This is a genomic window from Stenotrophomonas sp. KH_029 (assembly GCF_057839765.1).
Genome location: NZ_CM174498.1, coordinates 2,112,955 through 2,126,571, shown reverse-complemented (window position 1 = coordinate 2,126,571; position 13,617 = coordinate 2,112,955). Strand labels below are relative to the sequence as shown.

Below are 13,617 nucleotides of genomic sequence, written 5' to 3'. Positions count from 1 at the left end.
ATGATGCGGCGCACGGTCGATGTCGTCCGCAGGAGCGCCCCATGCCTGATACCTCCCAACACTTTCTGATCCGCACCGGTTACGGCTGCTGGAATGTCATGCGCGGTCGCCAGTTGCTGGCAGGCCGCCGCGATCTGTTCGATGCGCTGACCCTGCTGTGGTACTTCATGCGCCTGCACCGGTGCCCGGCCGCCGCGCTGCCGCACGCGCGCCCGGGGGCCGGTCGATGAGCGCCCTGCCCTCCTCCCGCGCCACGCTGCTGGCATCGGCCCACGGCCTGTGGCGCCGATGGCGCGCGCGCCTGCTGGCCCCGGTCGATCACGATGCGGTGATCGCCAACGTCAGCGATGGCGGCGGCCTGAGCCCGCGCTATGCGTTCATGGCGGTGATGTCCTGCGGCATCGCCATCCTCGGCCTGTTGCAGTCATCGGCGGCGGTGGTGATCGGTGCGATGCTGATCTCGCCCCTGATGGGCCCGATCGTGCAGCTGGGCTTTTCGCTGTGCGTGGTCGACTTCCGGATGATGGGCCGGGCGCTGCTGGCCTTGCTGGCCGGAGTGGTGCTGGCGCTGGGCACGGCCATGTGCATCGTCTGGCTGTCGCCGCTGCGTGAAGCCACCAGCGAGATCCTGGCGCGCACCCAGCCCACCCTATTCGACCTGCTGGTGGCGCTGCTGTCCGGCCTGGCCGGCGGCTATGCGGTGATCACCCGCAAGGGCGAGGCAATCGTCGGGGTGGCCATCGCCACCGCCCTGATGCCGCCGCTGGCAGTGGTCGCCTTCGGGCTGGCCACCGGCGACCTGGGCATCGCCGGCGGCGCGTTCTTCCTGTTCATGACCAACCTGCTGGCGATCGCCCTGAGCGTGACGCTCATCGCCAAGTGGTACGGCTTCGGCATGGAAAATTCGCCGCGCCACACCGCGTGGCAGGCGGGGGTGATCGCCTCGACCTTCGTCCTGTTGGCACTGCCGCTGGGGCTGGCGCTGCGCGATATCGGCGAGCAGACCTGGACGGCCAACCAGGCCCGCGCGGTGGTCACGAAATACCTGCACGCGCGCAACGCCTCGATCGAGCAGATCAGCGTGGTGCGCACCGGCCAGGGCTACGCGGTGGACCTGGTGGCGATGGTGCCGGCGTACATCAGCACTGCACAGAACGACCTGGCCGCGCGCCTGGCGATGCGGTTGCCGGCCCCGCCGACGGTGCGCGTGCGGCAGACCCTGGAAGCCAATGACAACGGCCGCCGCGACCGCGCCGACCTGGATGGGTTGCGACTGAGCGTCAATGCGCTGTCGGCGCAGACCCGGCAGTTGCGCAGCGAGCTGGACAGCCTGGCCGTTGAGCGCGTGCATGCCCTGCTGGGCGATATCCCCGCCGAGGTGATGCTCGATGGTATGCAAAAACGCATCGTGGTAACCCTGCCACCGCAGCTGCCCGGCAGCACGCCGCCGGAAGAACCGGTGGACAACCAGGCGCAGCCGGCCGGCGATGCGGTCGCCGCGTTGCGCGATCGGCTCAACGCCGGCATTCCCGGCTGGAAGGTGGAGGTGGTCGGCCTGCCCGACCCACTGCCGGCGGTCGCGCCGTCGGAGCCGGCCGCCGCAGCGGCCTTGGGCACCGCCTCGCCCTGAGCGGCCTAGGCGGGGCCGTCGCGGGCCACAAGGCCCAGTTCGGCGGCGTACTTGAACAGGTCCGCGTCGCGTTCGATGCCCAGCTTGGCCATGCCGCTGACCTTCTGCGTGCTCACCGTCTGCTTGCGCAACTGCAGCCGCTCGGCGATGGCGGTGATCGACAGGCCATCCACGTACAGTTGCAGCACTTCCTGTTCGCGCGGGGACAGCCGCAACGTGCGCCGCTGGCCGGGCACCGCCGGCGACAGCGCGGCGATGGTGGGCGACAGATAGCGGCGGTGCGCGTGCGCGGCGGTGACCGCATGGGCCACGTGCGCCACATCGTCGGCCTTGCTGACCAGGCCGGCCACGCCACGGGCCAGGATGGCCTGGATCATCACCGGCTGGTCGATGCCGGTCATCACCACCACCAGCAGCTCCGGGTAGCGCGCATGCAGCACATCCAGCAATTGCAGCCCGTCGCCATGGGCGCCCCCGGGCATCGCAAAGTCGGTGATCAGCACCTCGCAGGGCTGCGCATCGAGCAGCGCCACCAGTTCGGTGGAATCGGCGACCGCGCCGATCACCTGGAACATCGGGTAACCGTCCAGGCTGCTCTCGATGCCCAGCCGCACCATGGGGTGGTCATCTGCCACAGCAACCCTGAAAGGGGCGGTATTCATGCGATTCTCCGGGCAGGAACGGGCAGTGCCGTACACCCGGCAACCGGCTCGGGCCAGCGTATCATAGCCGTGCATGCGGATCGTTCGCGGTGGTCGGCCCCGGCCTTCCCCTACTCCCCGTCCAAGGAACCATCGCCTTGAATATTCGCGTCGTGATCGCCGATGACCACCCGGTACTGCTGGCCGGCATGGAGCACATGCTGGGCCCGGTGGCCGATATCCAGATCGTCGGGCTGGCTGCCGACTCCACCGGCATGGTCGAGCTGCTGGGCCAGCAGCCGGTGGACGTGGTGGTGGCCGATTTCTCGATGCCGCAGGGCCGTTATGGCGATGGCATCGCCTTGCTGCGCTTTTTGGCGCGGCGCTTTCCGCAGGTAAGCCGGCTGGTGCTGACCGGGGTGGAAAACCCCTGGGTGCTGCGCAGCATTCTGGAGGTGGGCGTGCAGGTGGTGGTGAGCAAGTCCGACCCGCACCTGCACCTGGAGCACGCCATCCGCTGTGCGATGGGTGGGCAGGCGTTCCTGTCGCCCGCCATCGAACAGCTGCTAGCCCGGCATCCTGTCGATGCGCTGGCACCGACGCAGGGGCAACTGAGCAAGCGCGAGAGCGAAGTGTTGCGGATGTTCGCCGAAGGCTTGTCGGTGGCCGAGATCGGCGAGCGGATCGGACGCAGCCGCAAGACCATCAGCACGCAGAAGATGGCGGCCATGCGCAAGCTGGGCCTGGCCCGCGATGGCGACATCTTCCGCTATGCGATCAGCAGCGGCCTGGTACAGGCTTCGCAGGTCTCGCGCCACAACGCCGGCGACGACGACAGCTGACCGGCCATCACAGTTTCAGCAAGCCCGTGCAAAAACCGGGCCCTGTCCGATGGTCAGCGCTGCGCGGGTACCTAGTCTGGTCGGGAGCGTTCCGTATCCAGCGGAATGGGTATCTGCAAGGTGTCGCACCGTGAAATCATCGGACCACGAACGCATCCAGCTGCTGCTGGCGTTCATCCTGCTGGACAAGCACCAGCAGGATGCCTTCCTCGAAGCCGTCAATGCCTACTTGTTCGCCTCCCCGCGCCAGCGCGACCGCCTGCGCCGCGCGTGGCTGATGCATGGCGGGGAGGCCGATGCACCGCGCATGAAGGCCCGGTAGGTGCGGGCACGTATCGGTGGTCGCTAAATCCGCCCAGTCCGATAGGTCGGCCGCCGACCGCTGCCTACGATTCACTGCGCCGGGCAACCTCCGGCCAGGCCGCATACAGTCCCATCTCGACGTGGATTGCCGGCGGACTCCCTACTCCTGAAGAAGAAGTGATCGCAATGAACCACATCAAGCTCGCCTCCGCCCTGGCCGTCGTGCTGGGCATGTCCGTCGCCAGCATCGCCAGCGCTGCCGACTCCGGCGGCACCATTCGTTTCACCGGCGCGGTGACCGACGAAACCTGCACCATCAGCGGCGGCGCCGGCACCGATGGCGGCACTGGCAACTTCGTCGTTGCGCTGGACCCGGTCCGCGCCTCGCAGCTTCCCGCCGCCGCCGCCGTGGCCGGCAAGAAGCCGTTCCAGGTCATCATCGGTGGCCCGGGCCAGGGCTCCTGCGTCAATGGCAAGGTCGCCCGTCTGTCCTTCCTGACCTCCAGCCCGCGCGTTGATCCTGCCACCGGCGCATTGACCAACGCCCTGGTCGGCGAAGCCACCAACACCCAGGTGCAGGTGCTCGACGACGCCGGCACCCCGATCGACCTGGCCGACCCGGCCAATGGCGTGAACAGCCCGGCGATCGCCGGCAACACCGCCACCATCGATCTGCAGAGCCAGTACCTGGCCACCGGCGCGGCAACCCCGGGCCTGGTCGATACCAGCGTGGTCTACGCCGTTTCCTACAACTGACCTCCCCCGGGGTCTGTTGGCGCCGGTCGGTCCCCCCGACCGACCGGCGCACTTTACCGGAGCAACCCATGAACCAGATGATCCGCTGCGGCCTGGCCGCCGTGTTGTCGCTTGCATGCCTGCTCGCCGCCCCCGCCCGGGCCAGCGTCGTGATCGGTGGCACCCGCGTGGTGTACCCGGCGCAGGACCAGGAAGTCACCCTCAAGCTCAACAATGAGAGCAAGACGCCCGCGCTGCTCCAGGTGTGGGTGGACGATGGCGATGAGCGTTCCTCGCCCGATACCGCCAAGGCCCCGTTCACCGTGGCCCCACCGATGTTCCGCATGGATGGCCAGACCAGCCAGGCCGTGCGCCTGATGTATACCGGCGAGGCCCTGCCTGCCGACAAGGAATCCCTGTTCTGGGTCAACGTGCTGGAAGTGCCGCCCAAGGCGGACAACAGCGGCGAACGCAACGTACTGCAGTTCGCGTTCCGTACCCGGATCAAACTGCTGTTCCGGCCGGCCGGCCTGCGTGGCGATGTTGCCACCGCGGTCGATGGCCTGTCCTGGTCGCTGGTGGATGCGCCGGACCGCAAGGGTTTGGCCCTGCAGGTGCGCAACCCCAGCGCCTACCACGTCAATTTCGCCCAGGTCAGCCTGAAGACCGCCAGCGGCAGCGTTGGTGACCAGGGCGGCGGTATGGTCGCGCCCGGCGCCACGACGCTGTTCGTGTTGAAGGATGTCGCCCAGCGCCCGGCTGGCGCGCTCGCCGCCGAGTTTGCCGTGATCAACGATTTCGGCGCCATCGGCCTGAAGGAACGTGCGCTGACGCCCTGAGCGTCACGCCGCCACGCCCCGCCCCGATGCGACTGCCCATCCTCCCCCCTGCCTGCCTGCCACGTGCGGCGATGCTGCCGATGCTGATCGCCCTGGCGCTGTCGGCCCGTGCCGGTGCATCGGCGCTGCCTGCCGCCGCCGGCACCGCCGGCGCCAGTGGCAATGTCAGCTTCGATGCGGACTTCTTTCCGCGCGACAGCGCCGCGGCGGTGGACCTGGCCCGGTTCGGGCGCAGCGGCTATGTGCCACCGGGCACCTACCGCGGCGATGTGGTACTCAACCAGCAGTGGCGCGCACGCACCGACATCGTCTATGTCGACGATCCGGCGCGGGACGACTCGGTGCCCTGCTTCAGTCCGGATGCGCTGCGCGGCTACGGCGTGGACCTGGGGCAGTTGCACGCCGATCCGGCCAACGCGCCACGCAAGCCGGTGCCGGACGGCGCATTCTGCGGATCCCTGGGCGACTACATCCCCGGAGCGACGGCCGTCTTCGATGTGCCCAACCAGGTGTTGCGCCTGTCGGTGCCGCAGATCTACACCATGCGCCAGGCCCGCGGCCAGGTCGATCCGTCGCAGTGGGATGCCGGCGTGCCGGCGGCCGTGCTGGGCTATTCCAGCAACATCTACCGCAGCGGCGGCGTCGGCGGTGGCCGGCTCAGCGGCTACCTGGGCCTGAACGCCTCGCTGCACCTGGGCGGCTGGCAGGCCCGCCACCAGGGCGCGCTGGCCTGGAGCAACACTGGTCAGAGCGGTTACCGCAGCGCGTCCAACTACCTGCAGCGCGACATCCCCCGCTGGCAGGCGCAGTTGACCCTGGGCGATACCTATACCGCCGGGGAACTGTTCGACAGCGTGCGCCTGCGCGGCATGCGCCTGGCCAGCGATGACCGGATGCTGCCGCAGTCGCTGCGCGGCTTTGCGCCGGTGGTGCGCGGCATCGCCGATACCAACGCCAAGGTGAGCATCCGCCAGCGCGGTGTGCTGATCCACGAGGTGACGGTGGCGCCCGGTCCGTTCGCGATCGACGACCTCTACCCCACCGGCTACGGCGGCGACCTGGACGTGGAAGTCACCGAGGCCGATGGGCGGGTCAAGCGTTTCAGCGTCGCGTTCTCGGCGGTAACCCAGCTGCTGCGCCCCGGCCAGAGCCGCTGGAGCGTCAGCGCCGGCCGGCTGGCCGAGCGCGACCGCCTGGCCCAGCCGGCCCTGTTGCAGGGTACCTATCAGCGCGGGCTGACCAATGCGCTGACCGGCTATGCCGGGGCGATCGGCGCCGACGGCTATCGTGCCGCGTTGCTCGGCACCGCGCTCAACACCGCCAGCGGTGCCTACGCTCTGGACATCACCCGGGCCAGCACCCGCATCGCCGGCGACGCCGACCGCCATGGCGCCAGCATGCGGCTGAGCTACAACAAGAATTTTGCCGCCAGTGGCACCGATCTGGCGATGGCCGCCTACCGCTATTCCACCAGCGGCTATGTCAGCCTGCCCGACCTGGCGCTGATGCGCGATGCGCAGGCGCGCGGCACCGGCAGCGACATCGTGTCGCGCCAGCGCAACCGGATGGACGTCACCGTCAACCAGGTGCTCGGCGAACGCGCCGGGCAGCTGTACCTGATGGGGTCCCAGCGCGATTTCTGGAATGGCGCGGGGCGCCAGCTGGACTTCACCGCCGGCTACAGCAACCAGTGGCGTACGCTGAGCTACGGGCTGTCGGTGCAACGCACCCGCGACAGCCTGCTGCCGTGGCAGGCCAACGGCATGGCCGATGGCATGGCCGGCGGCAGCGATCCGCGCCTGTCGGCGCCGCGCACCGAGCGCAGCGATACCCGCCTGTATTTCACCCTGAGCATGCCGCTGGGGCGCGCGCCGGCCGCACCGGCGATGTCGGCCCTGTTCAACCGTTCGCAGCAGGGCGGCAGCAACGCCCGCGTGGCGGTGAGCGGCAGCGCCGGCCACGAAGAAAAATTCAACTGGGGCGCAGGCCTATCGCGCGCCAGTACCGGCACCACGGTGGATGCCAACGGCCAGTACAGCAACCCCTACGGCCAGTACACCGCCAATGCCAGCCGCGGCCCGAACTACAGCCAGGTCGGCGCCGGCATGTCCGGCGGCATGGTGCTGCATGCCGGCGGGTTGACCCTGTCCCCGCCACTGGGCGACACCATCGCCCTGGTGCATGCACCCGGCGCTGCCGGTGCGCGGGTGGAAAACGGCAACGGCACCCGGGTCGATGCGCGCGGCTATGCGGTGGTGCCCTATCTGATTCCCTACCAGCTCAACGACATCACCCTGGACCCGCGTGGCGCCAGCATGGGCGTGACCTTCAAGGAAACCAACCGCCGCGTGGTGCCGCGCGCCGGCGCGGTGGTCAGGCTGGACTACGACAGCAGCGCAGGCCGGGCGATGATCCTGGAGGCCTTCCTGGCAGATGGCAGCCCGGTCCCGTTTGGCGCGGACATCCTGGATGCGCAGGAACGCGTGGTCGGCGTGGCCGGCCAGGGCAGCCGCCTGCTGCTCAACGGCTTGACCCGGTCCGGCCCGGTCAGCGTGCGCTGGGGCGAAGGCCTGCAGGACCGCTGCCAGGTCCAGGTCACCCTGCGCAAGGAAGCGACGCCGCCGAACGGTTATCACGCCCTGCGCGCCACCTGCGAACAGACGCCGCTGCCGGTGGCTGCCAGCGCGCCGGTGCAGGCCCCGTCTTCCAGCGCCAACGCGCCCCTCCCGGATATCCAAACGCCATGAACAGTTCACCGCGCGTCGCTGTTGCCGTGCTGCTGGCGCTGCTTGCCGTGCTGTGGGCCGCGCCCGCGCAGGCAGGCCGCTGCAGCTACCTGCCCGAATTCCCGTCCCCGTTGCGCTTCAGCGTGCCGATCACCGGCAACATCACCGTGGGCCGCGACGTGCCGGTGGGCGCGGAAATCTATCGCCGCACTTTCTCCACCACCAGCGACTTCACCGTGACCTGCGACCGCGCTGTGTACGACTACAACCGCACCTACAGCGCCACGCCCTACCCGTTGTCGTCCTATACCCACCCCACCTACGGCGCACGCATCTACACCACCGCCGTCGCCGGGATCGGTGCGGCGGTACTGATCGGCCCGGGCACGGTCGCGCTGCCGGTGCAGAACCGGCTGGACTACAGCGCCACCCCGGGGATTCCGCGCATCTCCCTGTATGCCGATACCCAGTACATCCTGGTGCTGTTCAAGATCGCCGCCAACGTCGGCGCCGGCAGCATCCAGGGCAGCAGCCTGCCGTCGCCGTGGTTCAACGTGCAGGGCGACAACCGCCTGGATTTGCTGACGGCGCAGTTCACCGGTCAGCTCAACATCGTCTCGCGCACCTGCAGCACGCCGGACGTGCCGGTCGCGCTGGGCACCCACCAGATGACCGAACTGGGCGGCATCGGCACCGGCACCCAATGGGTCGATGTGCCGGTGCGTCTGAACAACTGTCCGGCCTTCTTCGCGCGCAGCCTCACCGGCAGCTACAACGACCGCGGCCAGGCCAGCCAGAGCGGCGTGGCCAACGCCGTGCAGTACCGGGTCGATCCGGTCACCAGCATCGTCAATGCCGCCCAGTCGGTGATGGCGCTGCAGCCCGACGGCGTCAACCAGACCGCCACCGGCATCGGCATCCAGATCGGCACCGCCGCGCTGGCCCCGGTCGGCTTCGGCACGCCGCGCAACAGCGGGCTGCCGTTGAACCAGACCGATGGGTCCAGCTATACCCTGTCGCTGAAGGCGCGTTACTACCAGACCGGCACCACCCCCACCTCCGGCCAGGCCAACGGCGCGGCCACCATCACCCTGGTGTACCAATGAACGCGGCGTTGCGCCGGCGCGGCGCCCTGCTGGCCCTGCTCGGCGGCCTGCTGTGCGCCGGCAGCAGCCATGCCGCCGACCTGACCCTGCGCTTCACCGGGCGTTTCCAGCCGGGCACCTGCGCCTTCGCGGTGGAAAACGCCGACCTGGGCCGTTACCAGGCCGCCAGTTTTACGGGTAGCTCGGTCACCGCCTGGCGGCGGGTGCGGATCACCCGCAGCGGCTGCACCCCGGACATCACCGTGGTGCATTTCCGCGCCAACGGCGTGGCCAGCACCGACAACAGCCAGTACTTCGCCGCGCGTACCGCCGGCGGCGCGCTGTCGGGGATCGCCATCGAGCTGTCCAACCTGAGCAGCCAGCGGCTGGTACCCAACAACACCTCGCTGGGCTGGGCCGGCGGTACCGGTACTGCCATCTACGACCTGCAGGCCCGCTTCGTGCAGACCCGTGCCAGCGTCAGCGCCGGCCAGGTCAGCACCCCCATCACCCTGCAGTTCACCTACAACTGAGGAACCACCATGCACCCGATCCGCCACGGCCTGTGCGCCGCCATCGTGTTTGCCGCCGCCAGTCTGGCCAGCCCCGCCCAGGCACAGTCGGTGACCTTCAACCTCACCGGTGAAGTGCTGCCGGGCGTGTGCCAGTTCACCGTCAACGACGTCGACCTCGGCAGCTACGTTGCCACCCAGTTCACCGGCGCCTTCAACGGCGCCTGGGTGAACGTGCCGGTCCAGGTCACCCGCTGCGACCCGTTGATCACCAAGATCGCCATGCGCATCACCGGCGTGGCCGATGCCAGCAGGGCCGCCTATTTCCGCGGCCTGACCGGGGTCGGGGTCGAACTGCAACAGGGCATCGCCCCCAATACCCCGATCGTGCCGGCCGGCACGACCCTGTCCTATACCACCGCCGCAGGCACCTACCTGCTGCGTGCACGCATGGCCCAGACCGCTGCCACCGTGGCCGCCGGCCGGTTCAGCGCGCCGGTGACCATCACTCTGTCCTACAACTGAGCCCATGGCGATGCCGGTCCCCCTCCCTTCCCGCGCGATGGCATTGGTCGGCCTGTTGACGGCGGCCGCTGCTGCGCATGGCACCGATTTCAACGTAAGCGGTGAGGTCATGATCGGCACCTGCGACTGGTCGATGGGCGATGCCGACCGCCAGGTAGTGCTGAATCCGGTCGGGGCCAGCATGCTGCCGGTCGCCCGTGGCAGTGGCTATGTCAGCTTCGAGCTGAATCTGCAGGACTGCGCCGCCGCCGTGCGCAAGGCCGTGTTCGGCTTCAGCGGCAGCCCGGCGCCGGGCGCGCCGACCCTGCTGCGCAACGTCGGCGACGCCACCGGCGTGGCCGTGGTACTGGAATCGGAGGATGGCCGGATCATCGCCGCCGATGGCTCCGACAGCGAGCGCGTGGCCACCGTGACCGGCCAACGGGCGCGGCTGCGCCTGCGCGCCGGTTATTGGCGGCTGGGCGCGCCGGCCGCCGGCGTGGGCAGCGTAGCGGCCACCGCCGTGGTCACCCTGCGCTACGAGTAGGCACTGCTGGCAACGCCTGGTGATGGCGGCGGCGGCCAGCGGGGTAGTGTTCAGCGCAGAGCTGAAGGCACGGATCAGCGACCGCTTCAGCGTGTTCGTCGCTGATGGCTGGGAGCACTCCACCGGTGATGTGCAGCATCAGCAGGGCACCGGCATCGCTCAGCTGCGGTACGCGATCGAGGCGATGAACCGGTCCCACACAGGGTCGCCGGTATGCCGGTCGGGGTAGCGGTCGACCAAGTAATAGGTATGCACCTGCGGCAGCCGGAACACCAGCACGCTCTGCACATACAGCGCGGCGCTTTCCCCGGATTCGAGCTGGTGCCGGTAGGTCCAGCGGCAGCGGGTGGCATCGGCACCGGATACCGACACCTTTACCGGTGCCTCCAGGATGCGGCACTGCTGGTAGGACCGCCCCAGCCAGCCGACCATATTGGCGTGCGCCTTCAGCTGATCGCGGGGCGTGCCGCCGCGCAATGGTTCGTCATACAGGGTAATCGCCGGTGCGAAATGCCCCTGCCGGTGTGCGCTGTTTTCAAACAGGAATACCGGCAGATTGGTCGGGTCCTTCAGCGCATGCAGCGCATCGGGAAACTCGTCCAGCAACAACGCCTGCGCGCGCAGGTTGGCGAAATCGGCAATCGAACTGAAACTCCAGCCGGCCGGCCTTTCCACCGCCAGGCCGATCCGGGCATTGCGGTAGATATCGCCCTCGGTGGACACCCCGTGCAAGGGTCTCAGCGCCAGCGACGCCGCTGCCGCGCCCAATCCCTGAAGAAACCCCCGCCTGGACAACATGCGCCACCCCTGGATCGTATCGTCCGTGATCAGGGCCAGAGAATACCAACCGGGCCGGACTTCTCAAGCCTGCCCGCTCCCCGGAAAGCACCCGGCAGCGGCCGCTGCGGCCGCTGCGGCCGGTTTCGTTCATCTCCACCGGCGCGCCATTGGCGCCCGCCCCCCCGGATCGAGGACAATAGCCGCCGCCCGGCGACCCTGGCCCGTCCCGCGTGGCCCAGCATCGACGCGGCCAGCTTTCCTGCACGTCCTGCCTTCCTGCTGCTTTCCCCGGATCCGAATTGAACACCATCGCCCCACCGCCTGCCGACGACGACCTGCCCCTGACCGACCGCCTGCGCGCCGCGCTGGACCTGCTGGAGGTGATCGAGGCCGACCGCAGCGTGCTCGACGCGCTGCCCGAGGCCGACCGCGTGCGGCTGCACCAGGTGGTGGCCAAGGTCTACCACCCCGAACCCAAGGCGCGCCGGCAGAAGCTCAAGCAGCAGGCCAAGGCCGCCCACCAGGAAAAGGTGCGCAAGGCCGAGGCATTGCTGGAACAGACCGGCATCCGCGCCCTGCGCCGCAAGCCGGTGTTCAGCACCCCGAACTATTTCCCGCCGCATGCGGCCGGCCTGCATGACGCCCACAACGGCGAGAATGCCGCCGCCGCGCCGGAGCCGGTGCACTCCCCGGAGCTGCGCCACTGCTATGTGTGCAAGCAGAAGTTCACCCAGCTGCACCATTTCTACGACCAGATGTGCCCGGCCTGCGCCGAACTGAACTTCCACAAGCGCACCGAAACGGCCGATCTGCGTGGCCGCGTTGCGCTGCTCACCGGCGGCCGGGTCAAGATCGGCTACCAGGCCGGGCTCAAGCTGCTGCGCGCCGGCGCCGAGCTGATCGTGACCACGCGCTTCCCGCGCGACTCGGCCGCGCGTTATGCCGAAGAGCCGGACTTCGCCGAGTGGGGCCACCGCCTGCAGGTCTACGGCCTGGACCTGCGCCACACGCCCAGCGTGGAAGCGTTCTGCAGCGAGCTGCTGGCCACCCGCCCGCGGCTGGACTTCATCATCAACAACGCCTGCCAGACCGTGCGCCGCCCGCCGCAGTTCTACGCGCACATGATGGCCGGCGAAACCGCCGCCCTGCACGAACTGCCCGAAACCGTGCGCAAGCTGGTGGGCCATTACGAAGGCCTGCGCAGCCCCGAACTGCTGCAGGCCGGTTCGGCCGCCGCGCTGCCGGCGGTACAGGGCCGCGGCCTCAACGGCGCCGATGGCTTGACCCGCGCCGCCGAACTGTCGCAGGTGCCGCTGCTGGATGACGAACTGGTCGGCCAGCAGCACCTGTTCCCCGATGGCCGGCTGGACCAGGACCTGCAGCAGGTGGACCTGCGCGGGCGCAATTCCTGGCGCCTGCTGATGGCCGAAGTGCCCTCGGTGGAACTGCTGGAAACCCAGCTGGTCAACGCCATCGCACCATTCATCATCAACGCGCGCCTGAAGCCGCTGATGCTGCGCACGCCCGAGCGCGACAAGCACATCGTCAACGTGTCGGCGATGGAGGGGCAGTTCTACCGCAACTTCAAGACCACCCGCCACCCGCACACCAACATGGCCAAGGCCGCGCTGAACATGATGACGCGCACCTCGGCGGCCGACTACCAGAACGACGGCATCCACATGAACAGCGTGGACACCGGCTGGGTCACCGATGAAGATCCGGCCGACATCGCCGCCAAGAAGGTGCAGGAAGAACGCTTCCATCCGCCGCTGGACATCGTCGACGGCGCCGCGCGCATCGTCGACCCGATCATCCACGGCTTCAACAGCGGCGAACACGTCTGGGGCCAGTTCCTGAAAGATTACGCGCCTACCGATTGGTAAGCGCGCGCCACGCACCATTCCCTTTCGCTCAAACCCTCCGAGACACCATGTCCGCACGATCCCTCGCCACCTGCGCCCTCCTCGCCCTCCTCGCCCCGGCCGTTGCCCAGGCCCAGGGCAGCACCGCAGCCACCTTGTCGCGCCTGCTGGAATGCAAGCTCACCGCCGCCGAAGTCGCCGGCTTTGTAGAGGCGATCAACGCCGAAGAAGTGACCGACTTCGCCCATGGCGATGCCGGCGGCGATTCGGCCCTGAGCCTGTGGAAGAGCGATGCGCCGGTCACCGCCTGGGGCGAGACCTCCACGCTGGTCAACATGTCCAGCACCACCGAAATGCACCTGGCCCTGCAGGTGCCGCAGGGCCAGGAACTGACCCGCGGCAAGGCGATCGTCGATCGCATCGGCGGCATGTCGCCGCGCCCGGACCAGGCCGCGATGGAAGCCACTTACGGTTGGAAGGGCATGGATTTCCGCAAGGCGCTGCCGGACAACCGCAACGCCCGCGTGCTGGTGGACCTGAGCTATTCGCCGGGCTGGGTGATCGTGGGCTGCTCGTACGGCGACATCCTGTAACGGCAGGCAGGTCGC

At 68.8% G+C, this 13,617-nt stretch carries 15 protein-coding genes; 13 read left to right on the top strand and 2 right to left on the bottom strand.

Annotation, left to right across the window (positions count from 1 at the left end; all coding sequences use genetic code 11):
- Positions 1-41 precede the first annotated feature (41 nt).
- Together AC3ITM_RS09745 and AC3ITM_RS09740 are read left to right on the top strand one after the other, a co-directional pair.
- Positions 42-230 carry a hypothetical protein gene (locus AC3ITM_RS09745; protein WP_489269977.1) on the top strand — a complete coding sequence of 63 codons (189 nt, stop codon included), beginning with the start codon at positions 42-44 and terminating at the stop codon, positions 228-230.
- Positions 227-1,630 carry a DUF389 domain-containing protein gene (locus tag AC3ITM_RS09740; protein WP_489269976.1) on the top strand — a complete coding sequence of 468 codons (1,404 nt, stop codon included), beginning with the start codon at positions 227-229 and terminating at the stop codon, positions 1,628-1,630. The genes AC3ITM_RS09745 and AC3ITM_RS09740 overlap by 4 nt, the downstream gene beginning before the upstream one ends.
- A 5-nt stretch (positions 1,631-1,635) precedes the next feature.
- On the opposite strand, the gene AC3ITM_RS09735 is transcribed toward AC3ITM_RS09740, so the two are convergent.
- Positions 1,636-2,292 (bottom strand): response regulator, encoded by a 657-nt coding sequence (locus AC3ITM_RS09735; protein ID WP_489269975.1) that lies wholly within the window; start codon positions 2,290-2,292, stop codon positions 1,636-1,638.
- 137 nt (positions 2,293-2,429) lie between these two features.
- On the opposite strand from AC3ITM_RS09735, the gene AC3ITM_RS09730 reads away from it, so the two are divergent.
- The 9 genes from AC3ITM_RS09730 (at position 2,430) to AC3ITM_RS09690 (ending at position 10,364) form a co-directional block, all read left to right on the top strand.
- On the top strand, positions 2,430-3,113 hold the full coding sequence (locus AC3ITM_RS09730; RefSeq protein ID WP_489269974.1) for a response regulator: 684 nt from the start codon (positions 2,430-2,432) through the stop codon (positions 3,111-3,113).
- 130 nt (positions 3,114-3,243) lie between these two features.
- Positions 3,244-3,435: a hypothetical protein gene (locus AC3ITM_RS09725; protein ID WP_489269973.1), complete on the top strand. Its 192-nt coding sequence runs from the start codon at positions 3,244-3,246 to the stop codon at positions 3,433-3,435.
- 167 nt (positions 3,436-3,602) lie between these two features.
- On the top strand, positions 3,603-4,172 hold the full coding sequence (locus AC3ITM_RS09720; RefSeq protein WP_489269972.1) for a fimbrial protein: 570 nt from the start codon (positions 3,603-3,605) through the stop codon (positions 4,170-4,172).
- A gap of 68 nt (positions 4,173-4,240) precedes the next feature.
- A complete protein-coding gene (locus AC3ITM_RS09715; protein WP_489269971.1) occupies positions 4,241-4,990 on the top strand; it encodes a fimbrial biogenesis chaperone in 750 nt (249 codons plus the stop codon).
- 71 nt (positions 4,991-5,061) lie between these two features.
- The gene (locus tag AC3ITM_RS09710) at positions 5,062-7,737 is read left to right on the top strand and encodes a fimbria/pilus outer membrane usher protein (RefSeq protein WP_489269970.1); all 2,676 of its coding nucleotides are present in this window, start codon (positions 5,062-5,064) and stop codon (positions 7,735-7,737) included.
- Complete coding sequence (locus tag AC3ITM_RS09705) at positions 7,734-8,822, top strand: fimbrial protein (RefSeq protein WP_489269969.1); 1,089 nt, start codon at positions 7,734-7,736, stop codon at positions 8,820-8,822. The genes AC3ITM_RS09710 and AC3ITM_RS09705 overlap by 4 nt, the downstream gene beginning before the upstream one ends.
- Positions 8,819-9,334: a fimbrial protein gene (locus AC3ITM_RS09700; protein ID WP_489269968.1), complete on the top strand. Its 516-nt coding sequence runs from the start codon at positions 8,819-8,821 to the stop codon at positions 9,332-9,334. Before AC3ITM_RS09705 ends, AC3ITM_RS09700 begins: the two co-directional genes overlap by 4 nt.
- Positions 9,335-9,343: 9 nt before the next feature.
- On the top strand, positions 9,344-9,838 hold the full coding sequence (locus tag AC3ITM_RS09695) for a fimbrial protein (RefSeq protein ID WP_489269967.1): 495 nt from the start codon (positions 9,344-9,346) through the stop codon (positions 9,836-9,838).
- 10 nt (positions 9,839-9,848) lie between these two features.
- Positions 9,849-10,364 (top strand): fimbrial protein, encoded by a 516-nt coding sequence (locus AC3ITM_RS09690; protein ID WP_489269966.1) that lies wholly within the window; start codon positions 9,849-9,851, stop codon positions 10,362-10,364.
- Positions 10,365-10,523: 159 nt separating this feature from the next.
- Here the strand turns inward: AC3ITM_RS09690 and AC3ITM_RS09685 are convergent, their stop codons facing one another.
- Entirely contained in the window at positions 10,524-11,162 is a 639-nt protein-coding gene (locus AC3ITM_RS09685) for a twin-arginine translocation signal domain-containing protein (protein ID WP_489269965.1), read from the bottom strand.
- A gap of 281 nt (positions 11,163-11,443) precedes the next feature.
- Between AC3ITM_RS09685 and AC3ITM_RS09680 the strand changes: the two genes are divergently transcribed.
- Together AC3ITM_RS09680 and AC3ITM_RS09675 are read left to right on the top strand one after the other, a co-directional pair.
- The gene (locus tag AC3ITM_RS09680) at positions 11,444-13,030 is read left to right on the top strand and encodes an SDR family NAD(P)-dependent oxidoreductase (RefSeq protein ID WP_489269964.1); all 1,587 of its coding nucleotides are present in this window, start codon (positions 11,444-11,446) and stop codon (positions 13,028-13,030) included.
- 47 nt (positions 13,031-13,077) lie between these two features.
- The gene (locus tag AC3ITM_RS09675; protein ID WP_489269963.1) at positions 13,078-13,602 is read left to right on the top strand and encodes a hypothetical protein; all 525 of its coding nucleotides are present in this window, start codon (positions 13,078-13,080) and stop codon (positions 13,600-13,602) included.
- The last annotated feature ends 15 nt before the right edge of the window (positions 13,603-13,617 follow it).

What these genes read in the sequence shown, in the direction of transcription:
- AC3ITM_RS09715 (WP_489269971.1), top strand. Translation starts at nt 4,241, where the DNA reads ATGAACCAGATGATCCGCTGCGGCCTGGCCGCCGTGTTGTCGCTTGCA.
- AC3ITM_RS09710 (WP_489269970.1), top strand. Translation starts at nt 5,062, where the DNA reads ATGCTGCCGATGCTGATCGCCCTGGCGCTGTCGGCCCGTGCCGGTGCA.
- AC3ITM_RS09735 (WP_489269975.1), bottom strand. Translation starts at nt 2,292, where the DNA reads ATGAATACCGCCCCTTTCAGGGTTGCTGTGGCAGATGACCACCCCATG.
- AC3ITM_RS09745 (WP_489269977.1), top strand. Translation starts at nt 42, where the DNA reads ATGCCTGATACCTCCCAACACTTTCTGATCCGCACCGGTTACGGCTGC.
- AC3ITM_RS09690 (WP_489269966.1), top strand. Translation starts at nt 9,849, where the DNA reads ATGCCGGTCCCCCTCCCTTCCCGCGCGATGGCATTGGTCGGCCTGTTG.
- AC3ITM_RS09705 (WP_489269969.1), top strand. Translation starts at nt 7,734, where the DNA reads ATGAACAGTTCACCGCGCGTCGCTGTTGCCGTGCTGCTGGCGCTGCTT.
- AC3ITM_RS09685 (WP_489269965.1), bottom strand. Translation starts at nt 11,162, where the DNA reads ATGTTGTCCAGGCGGGGGTTTCTTCAGGGATTGGGCGCGGCAGCGGCG.
- AC3ITM_RS09695 (WP_489269967.1), top strand. Translation starts at nt 9,344, where the DNA reads ATGCACCCGATCCGCCACGGCCTGTGCGCCGCCATCGTGTTTGCCGCC.
- AC3ITM_RS09720 (WP_489269972.1), top strand. Translation starts at nt 3,603, where the DNA reads ATGAACCACATCAAGCTCGCCTCCGCCCTGGCCGTCGTGCTGGGCATG.
- AC3ITM_RS09700 (WP_489269968.1), top strand. Translation starts at nt 8,819, where the DNA reads ATGAACGCGGCGTTGCGCCGGCGCGGCGCCCTGCTGGCCCTGCTCGGC.
- AC3ITM_RS09675 (WP_489269963.1), top strand. Translation starts at nt 13,078, where the DNA reads ATGTCCGCACGATCCCTCGCCACCTGCGCCCTCCTCGCCCTCCTCGCC.
- AC3ITM_RS09740 (WP_489269976.1), top strand. Translation starts at nt 227, where the DNA reads ATGAGCGCCCTGCCCTCCTCCCGCGCCACGCTGCTGGCATCGGCCCAC.